This is a genomic window from Pseudomonas sp. 13B_3.2_Bac1, from assembly GCF_025466205.1.
Classification (GTDB): Bacteria; Pseudomonadota; Gammaproteobacteria; order Pseudomonadales; family Pseudomonadaceae; genus Aquipseudomonas; species Aquipseudomonas fluorescens_H.
The window spans coordinates 80,547-100,418 of the sequence record NZ_JANLOG010000079.1; the positions used below are offsets into that span (position 1 = coordinate 80,547).

A 19,872-nucleotide genomic window follows, 5' to 3' on the forward strand; every position below is an offset into this window, starting at 1 on the left:
AACCTTATGTCCTACAAGTGCAGGCGAATCGTGATTGTCGAAGAGCAGCAGGCTCTGCAATCCAGAATCGCCAGAGTCTTCAACGAGCTGGGGTACCGCCACCTCACGCCAGTGCGTTCGTTTCGTGAACTGTTGGCGTTGACGCATTACTCCCATGAGCCGTTCGAGCAATTCGACCTGATGATCATCAATGGCGAACTGATTGCCGCTGCGGGTGTTGATCCGGTGCGGTTCTTTCAGGGCAATCCACAGATTCGCCACGGTGTGATCCACGATGTCCGGCGTGGTCAGCCGCAGGCCGAGGCGATTTATGCCACCCGGCGTCGGCAGCTGTTCATGCTCCATACGCCGGACCGGCAGACCCTTGGCACCGTGCTGGAGCATCTCGATGGTTAAGCGATCGCAGACGCCCCCTCGCGAGCTCGACACTCATCCGCATTTCACCCACAGCGAGCCAACCCTCATGCCCGATCTGCCGCTCCGTATCCTGGTGCTTGAAGACCACGCTTTCCAGCGCTCCGTAGCGGTGAACATGCTGCAAGGGCTGGGGTGTCGGGAGGTGCTGGAGGCCAGCGATGGCGCGCAGGCGCTGGCGTTGCTCGATGAAGTCGGCTCGGTGGACATCGCCCTGTGCGACTTGCAGATGGAGGGCATGGACGGCCTGGAGTTTCTGCAGCGGGTCGGCGCGTCGGGGCAGGTCAGGTCGGTGATCATCAGCAGTTCGCTGTCGGCGGATCTGCGGCGGGCAGTGCATCAGATGGTTGCGCTGCTTGGGCTGGACCTGCTCGGTGATGTCGGCAAACCGCTGCACGCCCAAGTGTTGGCCGAGTTGCTGGAGAAATTCGTCAATCGGCAGATCAGCCCGGCGCAGTCGGTTCGCACCACGACGCTGGCCAGTGAAGCGGCGGTACGCCATGCGCTGGCCGAGGGCCAATTGCATGCCTGGTATCAACCCAAGTTCAACCTGCAGAGCGGCGAAGTCTGTGGCGTTGAGGTGCTGTGCCGCTGGGTGCATCCGACACGCGGGCTGATTTCGCCGGCGCTGTTTGTGCCGGTACTTGAACGTTGCGGATTGCTCGACGAGATGCTGTTCGCGCAGATCGATCAGGCTTTGCGGGTACAGCACAGTGCCCGGGCTCAGGGCTTTGTCTTGAACATGGCGTTCAACCTGCAAACCGTGCAATTGGCCAATGCGCAACTGACGTCCACTTTGAAAAGCCTTTTGGCTGAACATAAAACCTGCGGTTCGAGCCTGACGTTCGAGCTGACCGAAAGCGGTCTGCTCGAAGCGCCGGCCACCAGCCTGGAGAGTCTGGTGCGGTTGCGCATTATGGGTTGTCGTTTGTCGATCGATGACTTCGGCGCGGGGTTCTCCTCATTGCAGCGCCTGTGCCAGTTGCCATTCAACGAGATCAAGCTCGACGCCGATTTCATTCGCAACCTTGCGCACGAACCCCGTTGCCGCGCCGCCATCAGCAGCACCCTGGCACTGGGCGAAGCCCTGGGCATGAGCGTGGTCATCGAGGGCATCGAAACCGATGCGCAACGTCGTGAACTGCTGGCGCTGGGCTGCACGCAAGGGCAGGGCTACTGGTACGCACGACCGATGGCCGGGGCCGATTTGCTCAACTGGCTGCAACGGCGCAACCACGGGAAAAACGCGGATGAATGAGCGGATTTTTAGGAAAGATCCTACAGAGTTGTTCCTGCGGCTTGCGTAGCCTTGGCGCTTCCACCCGTGACCTCCAGGAGATCGAGCATGATCAATAAAACCCTGCGCATCCTGATTGCCGATCCGCAGCATTTTCACCGGATGAAAATCGAGCGCCTGTTCAATGGCCTTGAATACTTCCGCATCGCTCCGGTACAGAGTCTGCTTGAGCTGCTGACCCTGGTGGAGTACGGCTGTGAACCCTTCGATGCGGTGGTCATCAACGCCGAGCTGGCGGCCGGATCGCTGGACCTGCCGGGGTTTTTCCTCAACAACCCGCATGTGCGCCACGCGCTGATCTATAACGAGCCCTCGGCGCCTGCGCTGACACCCGCCGGCTTCGCTCAGGAAAACCTGCAGATCAGCCATGTCGCCTTGCCCAATGCGGCCGCGATCAAGCATCTGATGGCGCGCGTCGATGTTGCCCCGGTGTGTGCGGCTGACACCTGGAACCCGCTATCAGCCCTGCAGCGTCGGGCTTGAGCACGGATTCCCCTTTGGCGCAACTGTCAGATCTGACAGGTAGATACGGTTTGATTCCCGTGTAACAGTCTTTGCGCAGCCACTGCGGCAGGAACAGCCGATGCCAGTGGCGCCATCGTCATGTTTTTGCACTGGGAGCGGTCATGAAGTCAGCGCTGATCGTCGATGATCATCCGGTGGTACGGGCGGCCGTGAAACTCGTCCTCGAAGCCGAACGGTTCAAGGTTATTCACGAAGCATCGAGCGCCGGTGAAGTCATGGCGCTGATCCGCAAGCACCAACCCAAACTGGTGATACTCGATCTCAAGTTGCCGGGGCTCGGCGGGCTGGAGGTGTTGGAGCGGCTGAAGGCCGATAACCCCGAGTGCAAGGTGTTGATCTTCACCTCCCAGGACCCGCTGCATTATCAAAACCGATGCCTGCGGGGCGGGGCCATGGGCTACGTGACCAAAACCAACCAGTTGCTGCAATTGCACAAGGCAATCCAGGCACTGATGTCGGGCTACTCATACTTTGCAGCGTTGCCCGACACCACCCATGCATCGTCCCCGCTGGACCGCAGTGAAAAACAGCTGATCGATCAGCTCTCCAACCGCGAACTGAGCATTCTCGAGCAATTGGCACTGGGCAAATCGAACAAGGCGATCGCCGAAGACATGCACCTGAGCCATAAGACCGTCAGTACCTACAAGACCCGCCTGATGAAAAAACTCGCGATCAATTCCACGGTGCACTTGCGCGAATTCGCCAAGCGCAATCATTTGATCTGAGTGGCAAAGTGAGTCGGCAACGCGGGTGGTGGGTTCTGTGGTTGAGTATCACGGCCACCTGCTGCGCCAGCGAGGCGCCACAACCCCTGGAATTGTTGAGCCAGGCAGCACTGGAAAATATTCAGGTCCCGCTCGACGAGCAGGACCGCCAATGGCTGCGCCAGCACCCGGTGTTGCGCATGGGCATTTCCGGAGCCGATTACCCACCGTTCGAAATCACCCGCAATCGGCAGGAGCTGGAAGGCCTCACCGCCGATTACGCCGAGCTTCTGGCGCAACTGCTCAATGTGCGGATCGACGTTCGACGCTTCGCCCATCGCGACGAGGTGATGGCCGCACTCAAGCGCGGTGAACTGGACCTGCTGGGGACCTCGAACAATTTCGAGCTGGCCGACCCGGATTTCATGCTGTCGCGCCCCTACGCCGAAGATCAGCCGATGCTGGTGACCCGGCTTGACGAAACTCTGCCGGCGGATCTGGCGGGCCGACGCATCGCCATGGTCGAGGACTATCTGCCGCTGGCCAGCGTGCAGGCGTTCTATCCCGGGGCGGACTTGCAGCGTTACCCCTCGGCGATGGATGCGTTGGGTGCGGTGGCATTCGGTGTCGATGACGGCTATCTCGGCGATCTGATCAGCGCCAATTACCTGATCAACACCAACTACCGTAATGACTTGCAACTGGCCGGTCCGTCGGGCCTGGATGCCAGCCCCTTCGGTTTCGCCATGCTGCGCAGCGAAGTTCGCCTCAAACGCATCATCGACAAGGCGCTGGCGGTGATTCCCCTGGAGCGTCGTCAGCTTATCGAGCAGCGCTGGAGCGCGGGGCGTGCGCAAATGGCCGCGCAGTCGCGGGTGCGCCTCAGTGCCGGCGAGCAGGAGTGGCTGGAGCAACATCCGCTGGTGCGGGTCGGTGTGATCGAGGATTTCGCACCGCTGACTTTTTTTGATGCCAGCGGGCGATTCAACGGTCTGTCAGCGCAATTGCTTACCCTGATCAGTCAGCGCACCGGGCTGCATTTCGAGGTGATCCGGGGGCGTTCGCTGGATCGCCAGATCGAACAGCTCAAGGCCGGTGAACTCGATGTGCTGCCGGTGGTGACCCCGAGCAGCGAACGGGAAGCCGAGCTGCAATTCACCCGTGCGTACCTGAACAATCCGTTTGTACTGGTCAGTGCGATAACGGCGGGCAGTCCGCGCAACCTCGCCGATCTGCCGGGCAAGCGTCTGGCGATTTATCGCGGTCATCCGTTACGCGGTTACATCCTGCAGCGCGTGCCGGGCGTACGTCTGGTGGAGGTCAGCAGCCCGGCCGAGGGCATGGAGCTGATCGCCAAGGGGCAGGCCGACGCGACCGTCAGCTCGTTGCTGGTCGCGCGTTTTCTGATAGCCCGCCATTACCGTGAGCGCCTGCGCATCACCAATACCATCGGCGATCAACCGGCGCGCATCGCCCTGGCCACCGCACCGCAGGATACGGCGCTGCACACGATTCTGAACAAGGCGCTGCTGAGCATCGCGCCGCAACAGATGGACGAGCTGGTCGAGCGCTGGAGCCATGATGTGTTGGTCGAGGAGAGCTATTGGCAGCGCTATCGCCGGGAGATTCTCCTGGCTTTTGCCGGTGCCGCGAGCCTGCTGTTGTTGGCCTTGGCCTGGATCGGTTTGCAGCGCTGGCAGTTGCGCCAGCGTCAGCAATGGCTGCGGCAGTTGCAGCAGGCCAAGGAGGCCGCCGACGACGCCAACCGGGCCAAGACCACGTTTCTGGCGACCATGAGCCATGAAATCCGCACCCCGATGAATGCCTTGATCGGCATGCTTGAACTGGCCCTGAAGCGGGCCGAGGAGGGTGTCACCGACAAGCTGGCGATCGAAGTCGCATCCGGCGCTGGCCAGCAACTGCTCGCGCTGATCGGCGACATTCTCGACATCGCACGCATCGAGTCCGGGCATCTGTCCCTCGCACCGGAACGGGCCAATCTGCGCGAGCTGGTGATCTCGGTGTGCCGGGTGTTCGAGGCACTGGCGCGGCAGAAGCGCCTGTTGTGGCATGTCGAACTGGATGCACAGAGTGGCGTTGACGTCATGGTCGACCCGACACGCTTCAAGCAAGTGCTGTCGAACCTGTTGAGCAACGCGATCAAATTCACCGAGCACGGCCAGGTGAGCGTGCAACTGGTGGTGACCAGGACCGCTCCCGATCAATTGGCCGTGAAAGTCGTGATTGAAGACAGTGGCATCGGCATCAGCGCCGATGACCGGCAACGCCTGTTCAGCCCGTTTGTCCAGGCCGGCAACCATGGTCAGTCGGCGCGCAGCGGCTCGGGGCTGGGACTGGTGATCAGCCGCAACCTCTGCGAAATGATGGGCGGAACGCTGCACCTCGACAGCGAGCCGGGGCTTGGAACGCGGGTCGACATCAATCTGCAGTTGCCGTTGTTGGCCGCGCTCGCCCCCGAAGCGGCAAGCCCTGAAGTGGCGGACACGCCGGCGCGTTCATTGAGTGTTCTGGTGGTGGACGATCATCCGGTCAACCGCTTGCTGTTGTGCTGGCAACTGAGCGAACTCGGCCACCGTACGGTCGACATCGAAGACGGTGAACAGGGGCTGCAACGCTGGCGAGCACAAGCATTCGATGTGCTGATCACCGACTGCAACATGCCGCAGCGCAACGGTTACGAACTCGCCCGGACGATCCGTGACGAAGAAGCAGCGAGCGGCCGGGCGCGTTGCCTGATCCTCGGTTTTACCGCCAACGCGCAAGTCGAGGAGAGGGTTCGTTGCCTTGAGGCCGGCATGGACGATTGTCTGTTCAAGCCGATTCGCTTGCACGATCTGCAGCAGGCGTTGAAGGCGGCCAGTCACGGCGAAAGCGATCACTTGCCGACCCCGGCTCTGACGTTGACCGAGATCGACCTGAGCGCGCTGGAGCAGATGGCTGGAGACGATCACTCGGTGATGCAACGCCTGCGCGAACAAGTATTGCGCAGTCTGCAGGACGATCTGCAACGGCTGGATGCGGCGCGCCAGCCCCAGGATCTGGACGGGTTGCGGACGCTGGCGCATCACATCAAGGGCGGTGCGCAAATGGTCGGTGCCGCGCGGGTGGCGGCGGCATGCTCGGATCTCGAACAGGCGTGTCGAGACGCCGAAACACTGGCTGTCCACCGCTCGGCGGATGCGCTGCGCACGGCCATGCTCGGCCTTGCGCAGCATCTTCAGGGCTGAGCGCTCAATTCCACTGCGGGGCAATGCCTTTCGGGCTGGTCAGGCGATGGCCGCGCTCCAGACCGGCGATCAGCGCCATGTCTGCTTCGCTCAATGTCAGCGCAGTGGCGCCGAGGTTGCTTTGCAGGTTGGCGCGCTTGGTCGACGATGGAATCACCGCGTAACCCGACTGCATCGCCCAGGCCAGCGTGACTTGCGCCGGGGTCGCTTGCAGGCGTTCAGCAATCTGCTGGATCACCGGATCCTTCAGCACTTCGCCATAGGCGAGGGTCATGTAGGAGGTGATCTGGATGCCTTGGCTGCGGGCGAACTCGACCACTTTGCGATTTTGCAGGTACGGGTGCAGCTCGATCTGGTTGGTGGCGATGTTTTCCGCGCCGACCGCTGCGATGGCTTGTTGCATCAAGTCGATGGTGAAGTTGGACACCCCGATCTGCCGGGTCAGGCCCAGACGCTTGGCTTCGAGCAGCGCGCCCATGAATTCGGCGACCGGCACCTGATCTTCCGGCGACGGCCAGTGGATCAGTGTCAGGTCGAGGTAGTCGGTCTGCAACTTCTGCAGGCTCTCCTTGAGGCTGTCGATCAGACGGTCCTTGGCGAAGTTGGCGATCCAGATCTTGCTGGTGATGAACAGCTCTTCGCGAGCAATGCCGCTGGTGGCGATGGCCTGGCCGACCTCGGCTTCGTTCTCGTAGATCTGCGCGGTGTCGATGGCACGGTAGCCAAGTTCAAGGCCGGTGCGCACCGAATCGATGACCACCTGACCTTGCAGGCGAAACGTACCCAGACCAAAAGCGGGAACAGACATTGATGACTCCAGGGTTGCAGTGGGAATGGGCAGGAGTATCCGCGTCTGCGTCCTTGAGAAAAACCGCTGGTGGGGCAAAGCACTGTTGAGCAGAAGTCATGAATCTTTTCCAATAGTTGTGTTGTCTGGACTGGCCCCTTCGCGAGCAAGCCCTCTCCCAGAAGGGACGAGATTCAAAGGTGGGACTGTTCTAAATATGGAACACTAAAGCCGGTTTTTGCCGGCTAGTCCTCCAGCCGTCATGGATTTAAGCTCAATCCATTGCGTCACCCACCTTTTGGAGGCAACCATGAAAAACATCATCGGTATCTACACCAGCCCTCGCAGCCATTGGGTCGGCGATGGCTTCCCGGTTCGCACCCTGTTTTCCTATGACAACCTGGGCAAACACATCAGCCCGTTCCTGCTGCTCGATCACGCCGGCCCGGCCGAATTCACTCCGACCACCGAGCGCCGTGGCGTCGGCCAGCACCCGCACCGTGGTTTTGAAACGGTGACCATCGTCTACGATGGCGAAGTGCAGCACCGCGACTCGACCGGCAGCGGCGGCACCATCGGCCCCGGCGATGTGCAGTGGATGACGGCGGCGTCCGGGATCCTGCACGAAGAGTTTCACTCGGATGATTTCGCCAGAACCGGCGGCAAACTGGAAATGGTACAACTCTGGGTCAACCTGCCGGCCAAGGACAAAATGGCCGCGCCCGGCTACCAGACCATTCTTGATCGCGACATTCCGAATATCGCGCTGAAGGACGGCGCCGGCAGCCTGCGGTTGATCGCCGGTGAGTTCGAGGGGCAGAAAGGCCCGTCGCAGACCTTCACGCCGATCGACGTCTGGGACCTGCGGCTGAACGCCGGCAAGTTGCTGACACTGGATCTGCACGAAGGGCGCAACACCGCGCTGGTGCTGTTGAAAGGTTCGGTGACGATCAACGGTGCGCAAACGGCGGGTGTCGGGCAGTTGGTGCTGTTCGAGCGCGACGGTCGTCAGTTGACCCTTGAGGCCAGTGAAGACGCGGTGGTGTTGCTGCTCAGCGGCGAGCCGATCGACGAACCGATTGTCGGCCATGGCCCGTTCGTGATGAACACCGAGCAGGAAATTCATCAGGCATTCGCCGACTTCCAGTCCGGGCAATTCGGCCGAATGCACGGGTAACTACCCCCCCTGTGGGAGCGGGCTTGCTCGCGAAAGCGGAGTGTCAGTCGATGCGAGTCTGACTGATCCACCGCCTTCGCGAGCAAGCCCGCTCCCACATTGGTTTTTGGGTGTTTTTACGCGGGCGTTCATCCACTGAAATCAATTGCTCCTACACTTGCCCAATCTGTGCGATCTTCTCGCGATTGGCCCCTGTCGGAGTGGTTTGATGTTGTCTTTTTTGAGCGAACATCCGTTGTTCTGCGCGTTGATCCTGATCCTCCTCGATCTCGGGCTGTGGCGCCTGATCAGTTCCCGTGGCAGCGAGTGGAAGCTGCTGGTGCGAGTGCTGATTTTCAGCCTGTTCAGCGTGCTGTTGTTCAACGAGGGCCTGAATCCGATGGAGCCGGCGCCGTGGGCCGACAACGTGCCGCTGCATCTGGCAGCGACCGGATTGCAGATCGGTTGGTGGCTGTTCGGCGCGCGCACCCTGACCGTGCTGATCGGCGCGGTGATGATGCAGCGGGTCGGCCACACCGGGCGACTGTTGCAGGATCTGCTCGGCGCGGTGATTTTCCTGATCGCCATTATTGCCGCGCTGGCCTATGTGCTGGATTTGCCGGTCAAAGGCGTGCTGGCGACGTCCGGGGCCTTGGCGATCATTGTCGGTCTGGCGTTGCAGAGCACCTTGAGCGACGTGTTCTCCGGGATCGTGCTCAACACCACCAAGCCCTATCAGATCGATGACTGGATCTCCATCGATGGCACCGAAGGCCGGGTTGTCGATATCGACTGGCGCGCCACGCGTCTGCAAACCAGTCAGGGCAGCATGGCAGTGATTCCCAACTCGCTGGCGGCCAAGGCCAAGATCATCAACTTCAGCCGACCGAGCAACATGTTCGGGGTGGCCGTCAGCGTCCAGGTCAGCCCGCACGCTCGCCCCAACACGGTGATCGACGCGCTGGAACGGGCGATGCAGGGCTGCCGTCCGCTGCTGGACAATCCTTCGCCGAGCGTCGCGTTGAAAAGCTCCAGCAGCGCCGGTGCGGAATATGAGATCAGCGGTTTCGTCTCGTCGATGGATCAGAAGCGCTCGGTGCGCAATCAGCTGTTCGATCTGGCTTACCGACACTTGCAGGCGTCCGGGATCAATCTGTTGTCGAGCGTCGAACCGATTGTCACCGGCAACCTCTCGCGGCCACGGGCGTTGCTCGACAGTTCGCCGATTTTCTCCACGCTGCGTCAGGAAGAAAAAGACACCTTCAGCCAGAACATGACCCTGCAGACCTTCCGCGCCGGGGAGACGATTCTCGATGCCGGGGAGGTCAGCGATCATTTGTTCATCATCGAATCCGGCGTGGTCAGCGTGACCTTGACCCGCCATGGCACGCCGTTCGAATCCGGGCGCATGGGGCCGGGGGAGGTGATCGGCGAGGCCGGCATCCTTTCCGATTCCTCGGTGCCGGCGACCTTCGCGGCGAAAACCTTTTGCGCGCTGTACCGCATCGAGAAGACCTACCTGAAGCCGTGCCTGGATGCGCGCCATGACATCAACGAGGCGATGAAAGCCTTGCTCGATTATCGCCTGCACAAGGCCCAGACCCTGACCCAGGACGTGCCGACCGTGGTGGCGAAAACCGGGTTCCTGCACTGGTTGCGCAATCGCGTGTGACGCGGTGGTCTACTCGTCTTCCGGGAGATTGGCTATTTGTCCGGGGCAGTGGCGGGACTACCTTAGTCACACATTCACTGGCCCCGGAAACTCCATCATGAAAGCTCGTACCGATTTCTACACCGCCTCCCCAGACGCCCTGAAAGCGATGATCGCGCTGGAAACCGCCGTCTCGAAACTGCCGCTGGAAAAGACTCTGGTCGAACTGGTCAAACTGCGTGCTTCGCAGATCAACGGCTGTGCGTTCTGCATCGACATGCACACCGCCGACGCGATCAAGGGCGGCGAGACTCCGCGCCGTCTGTTCGCTGTGACCGCATGGCGTGAAGCGCCATTCTTCACCGACCGCGAACGTGCGGCGCTGCTGTGGACCGAATCGCTGACCCAACTGAGCCTGACCCACGCCCCGGACGAAGACTACGACATCGTCGCGGCGCATTTCACACCCAAGGAAATGGTCGACCTGAGCGTGGCGATCAGCACCATCAACAGTTGGAACCGTCTGGCCGTGGGCTTCCGCAAAACCCCGCAGCTCTAAGCCGCAACACATGCCCCTGTAGGAGCTGTCGAGTGAAACGAGGCTGCGATCTTTTGATCTGGTTTTTAAAAAATCAAAGTCAAAAGATCGCAGCCTGCGGCAGCTCCTACAGGGGGAGGGGCGTTTCGGAAACCGTGATCAATGCGCATCCGCACTCGGCGCGGCCGGTGGTTGCACCTTGCGCATCAAGGGCACCATCGCCGTGGCGACGATGAAGCACAGCATGATCATCAAAAAGGTATCGCCGTAGGTCTGGGTCTGCGCCTCGCGGTAGGTCAGCAGCCACAGCTGATGCAGGGCGGCGGTGATCCCGACATCACCGCTCTGACCCAGCGTCGCCAGGTTGCCACCGACCTGCGACAACCACTGATTCATCGCCTCGTTGCTGCTGTTCAAATGCTCGGCCAAGCGGGTGAAGTGCAGGTTGGTGCGATCATTGAGAATGGTCGCGCACGCGGCAATGCCAATGGCACCGCCGAGGTTACGCATCAGGTTGAACAGCCCCGAAGCGTGCTTCAAGCGTGCCGGTGCCAACCCTCCCAAAGTCAGCGTCACCGCCGGCGGTACTGCCAGTTGCTGGGCGATCCCGCGCAACGCTTGCGGCAGCATCAACTGGCCCGCGCCCCAGTCGTGGGTGATCGGACTGAATTCCCACATCGACAATGCAAACAGCCCCAGCCCGATCATCATGATCCAGCGCAAATCCATGCGATTGGCGAGAAAGGCGTACAGCGGAATCGCCATGATCTGGAACACCCCGGTGGAAAAAACCGCCAGACCAATGTCCAGCGCGCTGTAGCCGCGTACCCGTCCGAGAAACAGCGGGGTCAGGTAAATCGTCGCGAACAGGCCGATCCCGGTGACAAAGGAAAAGAAGCAGCCCAGGGCAAAATTGCGATCCTTGAGTGCACGCAGATCGACGATCGGATTGGCCACGTGCAAGGTGCGCCCGATAAAGGCCAGACCCGCCAGACCGCTGATCCATGCGGTGGTCAGGATGGTGCTGTCACTGAACCAGTTCCAGCGCGGGCCTTCTTCGAGGGTGTATTCCAGGCAGCCGAGAAACAGTGCGAGAAACACCATGCTCAGGTAGTCCGCGCCCTTGAGCAGCGACAGTTCCGGCTGGTCGATCTTCACCAGCATCGGCACGGCCACGGCGACGAAAATTCCCGGCACCAGGTTGATATAGAACAGCCAGTGCCACGAGGAAATGTCGGTGATCCAGCCGCCGATCACCGGCCCCAAGGTCGGCGCCAGCGAAGCCACCGCACCGATGGTTGCGGCGGCGATCACCCGTTGTTTGCCGGTGAAGAAAAAGAACGCGGTGGTGAACACCAGCGGAATCATCGAGCCGCCGAGAAAGCCTTGCAGCGCACGAAAGGCGATCATGCTCTGGATGTTCCAGGCCACGCCGCAGAGCAGGCTGGCCAGGGTGAAGCCGACCGCTGAGGCGCAAAACAGCCAGCGCGTGGAGAACACCCGCGACAGCCAGCCCGACAGTGGAATCACGATGATTTCGGCGATCAGGTAACTGGTCTGCACCCACGCGGTTTCGTCGGTGCCGGCCGAGAGTCCGCCGCCGATATCACGCAGCGACGCCGAGACAATCTGGATGTCCAGCAGCGCAATGAACATGCCGATGCACATCGTGGCGAAGGCGAACACTTTGGTCGCGGTGGCCATGTCGGCGGCGTTGAACGGTTGCGCCGGGGCGGTGAGGGCGGTACTCATGGCGCGACGGCCACCGCGCTGGTTTCGGCTTGCGCACGGGTGTCGACTTCAGCGGTCACCGACAGCCCCGGCCGCAGATGACCGAGCACACCGTCGGCCGGATCGAGGAGGATCCGCACCGGCACCCGCTGGACGATTTTGGTGAAGTTGCCGGTGGCGTTCTCCGGCGGCAGCACGCTGAATTGCGAGCCGGTGGCGGGAGCGAGGCTGTCGAGGCGGCCATGGAATTCCTGGCCAGAGAGCACGTCGGCGCGGATGCTCACCCGTTGCCCGGGTTTCATCCGCGCCAACTGGTCCTCCTTGAAATTGGCATCGACCCACAGACCGCTGGCCGGCACTACCGACAACTGTTGCGAACCGGCCTGGGCGTATGCGCCGACCCTCGCGCGACGGTTGCCGATCACGCCGTCGACCGGTGCGCGCAGCTCGGTGTAGCCGAGGTTCAGTTGTGCCAGATCACGCTCGGCCCGGGCTTGTTGCAGGGCGGCACGGGCCTGTTGTTTCTGGGTGTCGATCACTGCCAGTTGGCGCTGTGCGGCGAGCAGTTCGGCCTGGGCGCGGGCACTCAGGGCCTGGGCGGTCTTGAAGGTGGCGTCGGCGCGTTGGGCGCTTTCCACCGACACGGCATTGGTGCTGACCAGGCGTTTGTAGCGCGCATTGTCATCCCGCGAGCGGGCGGTTTCGGCACCGGCGGCATCGATGCCGGCGCGGGCCTGGCCGATCACCGCTTGCTGCAATTGTTCGGTAGCGTCGAGGTTGGCCAGCAGCGCCTCCTCGGCGGCAACGGCGCCCTCGGCTTTGGCGAGGTTGGCGCGATAGTCACGTGCGTCGAGGCGGATCAGCACGTCACCGGCCTTCACTGGCTGGTTGTCACTGACCAGCACCTCTTCGATGTACCCGGCGACCTTCGGCCCGATCACCGTGACGTCGCCACCGATGTAGGCGTCGTCGGTCTCCTCCAGAAAGCGCCCGGTGCCCCACCAGTGAGCGGCGTACACCCCGACCACCACCAGCGCGATCAGCCCGGCACCGGTCAGCAGCAGACGTTTGCGCAGTGGCGGCCTGGCAGGGGGGACCGGAACAGACAGCTCGGGCTCAAGGGTGGGCATGCTGGTCATGACGTAATACCTGTGGAAGATGATCGTTATTACGGTCGTAATATGACGCAAGTAATATTTTGTGGCAATTGAGTTTTTGTGCCGGTCGTCAGTTGCCTGTTTGCGACTCAGGTTTTGGAGCGGTTCCGCTAAACAGTTCCGACGGGGAAGTGGGTCGAGCGCTGGAGAACTCGATATCCGCCCTCGGGGAAACCCTTATGCCTTGCGCCTTTGCTGGCGGTGAGCGCAGCAAAATCAATTGTTTAAGAAATGTAAGCACTGTAGGAAGCGTCTTGCATTTGTGTAGGAAGGCTCTGACTATCACTCGCATTGATGGGGTGGCATTACGCCATTTTATGATTGCAAGGATGTTGCGTGCCGTATTCGCTTTGCGCTGTTTTCCGTCGTCGTTCCTCGCTTTGCCCGCTGTTGTCGGCTTTTGTGTTGAGTGTGTGTGCTTCCTCGATTCAAGCGGCTGACCCTGTTGCGCCGGGCCAGGAAGTGCTGCGCCAGCAGCAACAGCAACAGCGCGATCTGCAACAACTGCAGATGGAACAACGCAAGCGCCAACTGGAGCGCGGTGCGTTCGGTCCGGCACCGGCCACGCCGGCCATCCCGCAAACTGTCACCCCCGATGAGCGCTGCTGGCCGCTGAGCGGTACGCGCATTGGCGGCGTTACGCTGATCGACAGCGACAAACTCAACGCGCGGATCGAGCCGCTGCTGGCGCCGTGCATGGGCGTCGGCCAGATCAACCATCTGCTGGCGACCATCACCGCCGCCTACGTCGAGCAGGGCTACATCGCCAGCCGCCCGTACTTGCTGAGTGCGCCGGCGGCGGGGCAGTCGCTGGACATCATGATCGACGAGGGCTACATCGAGTCCATCGAACTGGCCGATCAGAGCCTGCCCGTTTCACTGGGCGGCGCGTTCCCGCATATGCTCGGCCAGCCGCTGAACCTGCGCGATCTGGAGCAGGGCCTGGATCAACTGAACCGCTTGCGTTCGATCGACCTGACCGCCGACATCGCCCCCGGTAGCCAACCGGGTGCCTCGCGCATCATCCTGCGCTCGCGCACCTCCGGGCAGTCGCGCTGGGCGTTGGGCCTGGGCATGGACAACCTTGGCAGCGCCAGCACCGGGCGTGACCGCGATACCGTCAGCCTGAGCTTCGACAGCCCGTTGCAACTCAACGATCTGTTGAGTCTCAGCGCCAGCGACACGTTGAATCAGGGCGACCGCTACAGTCGCAACGCCAGCCTGTATTACGCGATTCCCTACGGCTACTGGACCTACAGCGCGTTCGCCAGCCACGCCGAATACCGCGCGCCGTTCAAACTGCCCAGCGCGACCTTGTACAGCACCGGCATCACCGATCAACTGAGCCTGCGCGCCGACCGCGTGTTATGGCGCGACCAGAGCCGCCAGCTCAGCGCCAATCTGCAGTTGGCGCACAAGGACGTCGACAGCTATCTGGAAAATGTCCGCCTGGGCATTCAAAGCCCGACCCTGACCGTGGCCGAAGCCGGACTCAACCTGTTCTGGCTCGACCGTGCGGTGTGGAACCTCGATTTCACTTATTCGCAAGGCTTGCGCTGGCTGGGCGCCGATGACGACGCCAATCATGCGGTCAACAACCTGCCCAAAGCGCAGTTTCGCAAGTACCGCGCCGGCCTCAGTCAATGGCGCAACGGCCAGTTCGGCGCGCAAGTGTGGCAGTGGCAAAGCCAGCTCAATCTGCAATACAGCCCCGACCCCTTACCGGCCATCGAACAGTTGCTCGGCACCGATGATTCGGCGGTGCGCGGCTATCGGGTCAGCAGCGCTTCCGGTGCCAGCGGCGCGATCTGGCGCAACACTCTGCGTCTGCCGCTGCGCAGTGATTGGCCGGTGCAGATCACCCCGCGCGTGGGCCTGGACAACGGCTGGCTCAAGACTGACCACGGCGCCCAGGGCCAACGCCTGAGCGGTGCCAGCGTCGGGCTGAATCTGGGCTGGAAGAATCTGCAAGTGGACGTCGATTACCAACGCGCCCTCAACACCCCCAACGGTTTGCAGCACGAGCCGGAGACCTGGCTGATGCGCGTGGGGTTGCAGATATGAGCACTACCGAGACTCATCAAGCAGTGAACAAACAGCCGTCGGATCTGAGCGCGACAGCCACGGCCAAGACCAAATCGCGCGCCGTGATGCCGTACTTACATGGAGACGTTTTTATGCCAGCACACACCTTTGCATTCCATCTTTCTCCTCGGGGCAAATTGCGCTGGGCGATCGCCAGCCTGTTCTTCGCCGTGCACCTGCCCAGCGCCATCGCCGGCGGTGTGGTGGTCGCTCCCGGCCCCGGCGGCACCGCGCAATTGCAGACCCAGGGCGGCGTGCCCATCGTCAATATCGTCGCGCCCAACGGCTCGGGCCTGTCGCACAACCAGTTCCTCGACTACAACGTCGACCGTCAGGGCCTGGTGCTGAATAACGCCTTGCAGGCCGGGCAATCGCAGCTCGCCGGGCAACTGGCAGCCAACCCGCAACTGCAGGGCCAGGCGGCGAGCGTGATCCTCAACGAGGTGATCAGCCGCAACCCTTCGGCCATCAACGGCGCCCAGGAAATCTTCGGCCGTGCGGCCGATTATGTGCTGGCCAACCCCAACGGCATTTCGGTGAATGGCGGCAGCTTCATCAACACGCCGAACGCCAGTCTGCTGGTCGGGCGTCCGGAATTGAACGACGGCAAACTGCAAGCCCTGAGCACCCGCGACGCCAACGGTCAGTTGCAGATCGAGAGCGGCGGCCTGCGTAACGCCGAGGGATCGGTCAACCTGATCGCCCCGCGTATCGACAGCCAGGGCCGCATCGACGCCCGCGATCAGCTGAACCTCACGGTCGGACGCAATCAGGTGGATTACGCCAGCGGTCAGGTCAAAGCCGTGGACCCGGCGGGCAACACCCAGGATCAACGCATCGACGCCAGCCTGTTCGGCGCTATGCAGGCCGGGCGCATCAACATCGTCAGCACCGCCGAAGGCGCGGGCGTGCGTGTGGGGGCGGTGCAAGTGGCCGGGCGTGACGGCGTGCAGATCCGTTCCGCCGGCGACCTCAGCGTCAGCGGTGAAGCCATCCCCAACAGCCTCGAAGTGACCCGTGCCGGCATTCGCAGCAGTCAGGGTGATGTCGGCCTGCACAGCGGCAACGACCTGACGCTGGCCGCCACCGATGTCAGTGGTCGCGACGTCAGCGTCAATGCCAAGCGCAACCTGACCCTGAGCACCGTTGAAAGCCGCAAGCTCCAGGAGAAGCGCGAAAACTGGAGCAACAGCACCATCGGCATCACTTGGGAAACCTACGACCGGACCCAGACCGACAGTGAAACTCGCCAGCACGGCAGTCAGATCGTCGCCAGCCGCGACGCCAGGCTGACCTCCGGCAAAGACACCGAACTCAAAGCCGCGAAGGTTGAAGCGGCGAAAAATCTCGATGTGCAAAGCGGCGGCGATCTGCGCCTGACCGCGGCCACCGAAAGCCACACCCAGACCGATCAGGGCAACCATCGCAAGCATCTGTGGAAGGCCGACTGGAACAACAGCAGCGAAGAACAGCGCAGCATCAGCAGCCAGTTGAAGGGCGGCAATATCGCTCTGCAAACCGCCGCGTTGTTGCGTTCCGAAGGCGCTGAATTGAACAGCGCCGGTGATGTGAAACTGGCGGGCAAACAGGTGGAGGTCACCACGGCCACCCGCACCAACCGCAGCAATAACAACAGTTATTCTGGCGACCTGGTCGGCGGTGGTTTCTTCGGCAAGACCGGTGACGCCGACAAGGGCCAGACCCGGCATCAGGGCAGCAAAATCAACGCCGCCGGTAAACTGATCGTCAAGGCCGACGATGTACGCATCAGCGGCAGCCAGGTCCGTGGCGGCACCGAGGCCAGCGTGATCAGCGATCAGGGTTCGCTGGTGATCGACGGCGTGCAGGACACCTCGCACAGCAACAACCACGACAAGGACAGCAAGTTCTTCGGGATCACCAAGGACGAGTCGCGGCAGAATGCCAAGGACAGCACCACGGTGCGCAGCGAGCTGGTCTCCGACAGCAACCTCAAGCTCAAGAGCGCCAAGGACATCGAAGTCGCCGGTTCCACGGTCAAGGCCGGCGGCGCGCTGACGGCGGACGCTGCGGGGGATGTGAACGTGCATTCCACGCAGAACACCCACGACAGCAGTTCGACCACCGAGACCCGAGGCTTCGATGCCTACGCCAAAGAGCAAACGCCGGAGCAATACCGCGCCGGAGTGCACTACGAAGACAAGCAGCAGACCGTCACCCGCAACGACGTCAACCAGCAAGGCTCGAGCCTCAGCGCCGGCAGCGTGCAAGTGAAGGCCGGCGGCGATCTGACGATCAAGGGCGGTGAAGTCAAATCCACTGCTGGCGATACCACGCTGAGTGGCAAGAATGTGTCGTTGCTGGCCGAACAGGACAGCCACAAAACTTCGACCGACACCTCCAGCACCGGCGGTGGTTTCTACTACACCGGTGGCCTCGATCGCGCCGGCAGTGGCGTTGATTTTGCCCACAGCACCACGCAAGACAGCAGCAGCAAAACCACCGCGCAAACCACCCACGTGCAGAGCAGCGGCAGCCTGAACATCAACGCCGACAAGCTGCTGACCGAAGGTGCGCAGGTCAAGGCTGGCAACGGTCTGAACGTCGCGGCCAACGCGATCGACAACCGCGCGGCCAGCAACACCGAAAGCACCACGCACAACCAGAGCAACTGGTCGGCGGACATCGGCGCCAACGTCGAGTACAAGGACATCGCCCGCCCGATTGCCGGTGCGGTCAAGGATGTGCTCAATGCCAAAGTGCCGGACAAGGAAGCCCTGAGCAATCTCGGCCAGCCGAACGTCGGCCTCGACGTGGCGATCGGTCACGGCAGCGCCGACAAGACCGAGCAGAGCAGCAACGCTGTGGTCAGCCGTTTCGACGGTGGCAGCGTCGACGTGAAAACCGCCGGCACCCTGCGCGACCAGGGCACCCAGTACAGTGCGAGCAACGGCAAGGTCAACATCAGCGCTGACAAACTGGTTGCCGATGCCGCGAGCAACACTCACAGCAGCACCGATAATTCGGTGGACGCCAAGGTCGACGTGCGCGTCTACACCAAGACCGGCGAAGACGTGAACGTTGCCGCCAGCGGCGCGGGCGGCAACAGCTACGCCAGCAAGGACGGCAGCACGGCGGTGGTCGGCGGCTATGCCGGCAATCAAGGCGTGAACATCAACGTCGGTGCTGACGCGCAGTTCGCTGGCAGCCGTTTCGACGGCGGGCAGGGCGGTGTGAACATCAAGACCGGCGGCGATCTGGCGCTGAATCAGGCAAACGACCGCCAGAGCAGCAGCGACTCCAGCCTGCGCGGCAACGGCTCGCTGACCGTCGGCACCTTGCCGGGCACCGACGGCACCAACGTCGACCTCGGCGCTGGCTTCCAGCTCGACCACACCGGCAAGCAGACCACTGACACGCAGGCTCACGTGGCGAGCATCAGCGGCAACGGCCTGGTGCAACTGAGCAGCGGCGGCAATCAGGTTCAGCAAGGCACGCAGATCGACAGTGCTGGCGGCATTGAGCTGCACGCTGACGGCAAACTCGATCTGCAAGCGGCCATTGATACCCACACCGCGACTGGCAGCAATATCGGCGGCGGCTTGAAGGGCGGCGGCAGCAAATCCAGCAGCGAGAAAAGTCGCGAGCAGGGCGGTAATTTGAGCGGCAACTTCAACATCGGCCGCATCAACGAAAACTCGCAAACCCTGACCGGTGGCCAGCTCAACAGCCAGAGCCAAATCGCCTTGAGCGGTGACGCGGTGCACCTGCAAGGCACGCAAGTTAGCGCGCCGAACGTCAGCATCGATGCGCAGAAGGGCGGTTTGGTTCAGGAGTCGGCGCAGTCCACCGAGAGCCGCAACAACTGGAACGTCGCGCTGAATGCCGGTGGCAACCTGAGCAGCAAGACGCCGACCGCTGCCGACGAAAAGGCCAGCAGCGATCACGGCTTCAACGCCGGGGCCAAGGTCGGCGTCGACTACCTGCAAGGCACCACCCAGCAGAACAGCCAGATCAAGGCTGACAGCGTGGTGCTCAACAGCGCAGGTGATGCACAGCTTTCGGGGGCGCGGATCGACGCGAAAAATGTCAGCGGCAAGATTGCCGGTGACCTGACCGTCGAAAGCCGTGAGGACTCGAAGACGCAAGCCAAGGTCGATGTCGATCTGGGCCTGACCGCGAAGAAAAATCCACCGGACGACAAGGAAAAACTCGCCGGCACTGACTACAAACCAACGTTGAAAGCGCAGGGCGAATACGCGCACAAGGACAGCGTGGCGCAGGCCTCCGGCATCAGTGGCAGCCAAGGCGTAAACCTCGCGGTGGGCGGCGCGACACAGCTGACCGGCGCGCGGATATCGGCGAGCGAGGGGAAAGTGGATCTGGGCGGTTCGAAGGTCGGTAGCAGCGATCTGGTCAGTCGTGAGTACGGGGTAAAAGCCGAACTGGACCTGCCGCAGAAAACCGAGGAGAACGCACCCAAGGTGTCGTTCGATAACGGCAATCTGAAAGTCGGTCCGGTGACCCTGAGCGGCAATCTGGACAGCCAGACTCTGCAGGCCGGGATCGACGAAAAAGGCTAAGCATCACCGCTGTA

Annotated in this window: 13 protein-coding genes; 10 read left to right on the forward strand and 3 right to left on the reverse strand. The window is 62.0% G+C overall.

The window, feature by feature from the left end:
• The first annotated feature begins 30 nt into the window (after window positions 1-30).
• From NTD85_RS13220 to NTD85_RS13240, 5 genes are all read left to right on the forward strand, one after another.
• The gene (locus NTD85_RS13220; RefSeq protein ID WP_003223458.1) at window positions 31-396 is read left to right on the forward strand and encodes a hypothetical protein; all 366 of its coding nucleotides are present in this window, start codon (window positions 31-33) and stop codon (window positions 394-396) included.
• Entirely contained in the window at window positions 389-1,672 is a 1,284-nt protein-coding gene (locus NTD85_RS13225) for an EAL domain-containing protein (protein WP_262142358.1), read from the forward strand. The genes NTD85_RS13220 and NTD85_RS13225 overlap by 8 nt, the downstream gene beginning before the upstream one ends.
• An 87-nt stretch (window positions 1,673-1,759) precedes the next feature.
• Window positions 1,760-2,194, forward strand: coding sequence for a chemotaxis protein CheY (locus NTD85_RS13230; RefSeq protein ID WP_103484482.1), 435 nt, complete (start codon window positions 1,760-1,762; stop codon window positions 2,192-2,194).
• 143 nt (window positions 2,195-2,337) lie between these two features.
• Window positions 2,338-2,964 carry a response regulator transcription factor gene (locus NTD85_RS13235; protein ID WP_262142359.1) on the forward strand — a complete coding sequence of 209 codons (627 nt, stop codon included), beginning with the start codon at window positions 2,338-2,340 and terminating at the stop codon, window positions 2,962-2,964.
• An 8-nt stretch (window positions 2,965-2,972) separates the two neighbouring features.
• Entirely contained in the window at window positions 2,973-6,191 is a 3,219-nt protein-coding gene (locus NTD85_RS13240; RefSeq protein ID WP_262142360.1) for a transporter substrate-binding domain-containing protein, read from the forward strand.
• 4 nt (window positions 6,192-6,195) lie between these two features.
• Here NTD85_RS13240 and dkgB read toward each other — a convergent pair whose 3' ends face one another.
• Window positions 6,196-6,999 carry a 2,5-didehydrogluconate reductase DkgB gene (gene dkgB, locus NTD85_RS13245; RefSeq protein ID WP_262142361.1) on the reverse strand — a complete coding sequence of 268 codons (804 nt, stop codon included), beginning with the start codon at window positions 6,997-6,999 and terminating at the stop codon, window positions 6,196-6,198.
• Between the two features lie 289 nt (window positions 7,000-7,288).
• On the opposite strand from dkgB, the gene NTD85_RS13250 reads away from it, so the two are divergent.
• The 3 genes from NTD85_RS13250 to NTD85_RS13260 all read left to right on the forward strand — a co-directional run bounded on the left by NTD85_RS13250 (window position 7,289) and on the right by NTD85_RS13260 (window position 10,344).
• Complete coding sequence (locus NTD85_RS13250) at window positions 7,289-8,155, forward strand: pirin family protein (protein ID WP_262142362.1); 867 nt, start codon at window positions 7,289-7,291, stop codon at window positions 8,153-8,155.
• A gap of 208 nt (window positions 8,156-8,363) precedes the next feature.
• Window positions 8,364-9,806 (forward strand): mechanosensitive ion channel domain-containing protein, encoded by a 1,443-nt coding sequence (locus tag NTD85_RS13255; protein ID WP_226501910.1) that lies wholly within the window; start codon window positions 8,364-8,366, stop codon window positions 9,804-9,806.
• 97 nt (window positions 9,807-9,903) lie between these two features.
• On the forward strand, window positions 9,904-10,344 hold the full coding sequence (locus NTD85_RS13260) for a carboxymuconolactone decarboxylase family protein (protein ID WP_003223476.1): 441 nt from the start codon (window positions 9,904-9,906) through the stop codon (window positions 10,342-10,344).
• A gap of 138 nt (window positions 10,345-10,482) precedes the next feature.
• Here the strand turns inward: NTD85_RS13260 and NTD85_RS13265 are convergent, their stop codons facing one another.
• On the reverse strand, window positions 10,483-12,075 hold the full coding sequence (locus tag NTD85_RS13265; RefSeq protein WP_262142363.1) for a DHA2 family efflux MFS transporter permease subunit: 1,593 nt from the start codon (window positions 12,073-12,075) through the stop codon (window positions 10,483-10,485).
• On the reverse strand, window positions 12,072-13,193 hold the full coding sequence (locus tag NTD85_RS13270; protein WP_262142364.1) for an HlyD family secretion protein: 1,122 nt from the start codon (window positions 13,191-13,193) through the stop codon (window positions 12,072-12,074). Before NTD85_RS13270 ends, NTD85_RS13265 begins: the two co-directional genes overlap by 4 nt.
• A gap of 354 nt (window positions 13,194-13,547) precedes the next feature.
• Here NTD85_RS13270 and NTD85_RS13275 point away from each other — a divergent pair, with 354 nt between their 5' ends.
• Complete coding sequence (locus NTD85_RS13275; protein ID WP_262142365.1) at window positions 13,548-15,275, forward strand: ShlB/FhaC/HecB family hemolysin secretion/activation protein; 1,728 nt, start codon at window positions 13,548-13,550, stop codon at window positions 15,273-15,275.
• 113 nt (window positions 15,276-15,388) lie between these two features.
• Window positions 15,389-19,858 (forward strand): hemagglutinin repeat-containing protein, encoded by a 4,470-nt coding sequence (locus NTD85_RS13280; protein ID WP_262142366.1) that lies wholly within the window; start codon window positions 15,389-15,391, stop codon window positions 19,856-19,858.
• The last annotated feature ends 14 nt before the right edge of the window (window positions 19,859-19,872 follow it).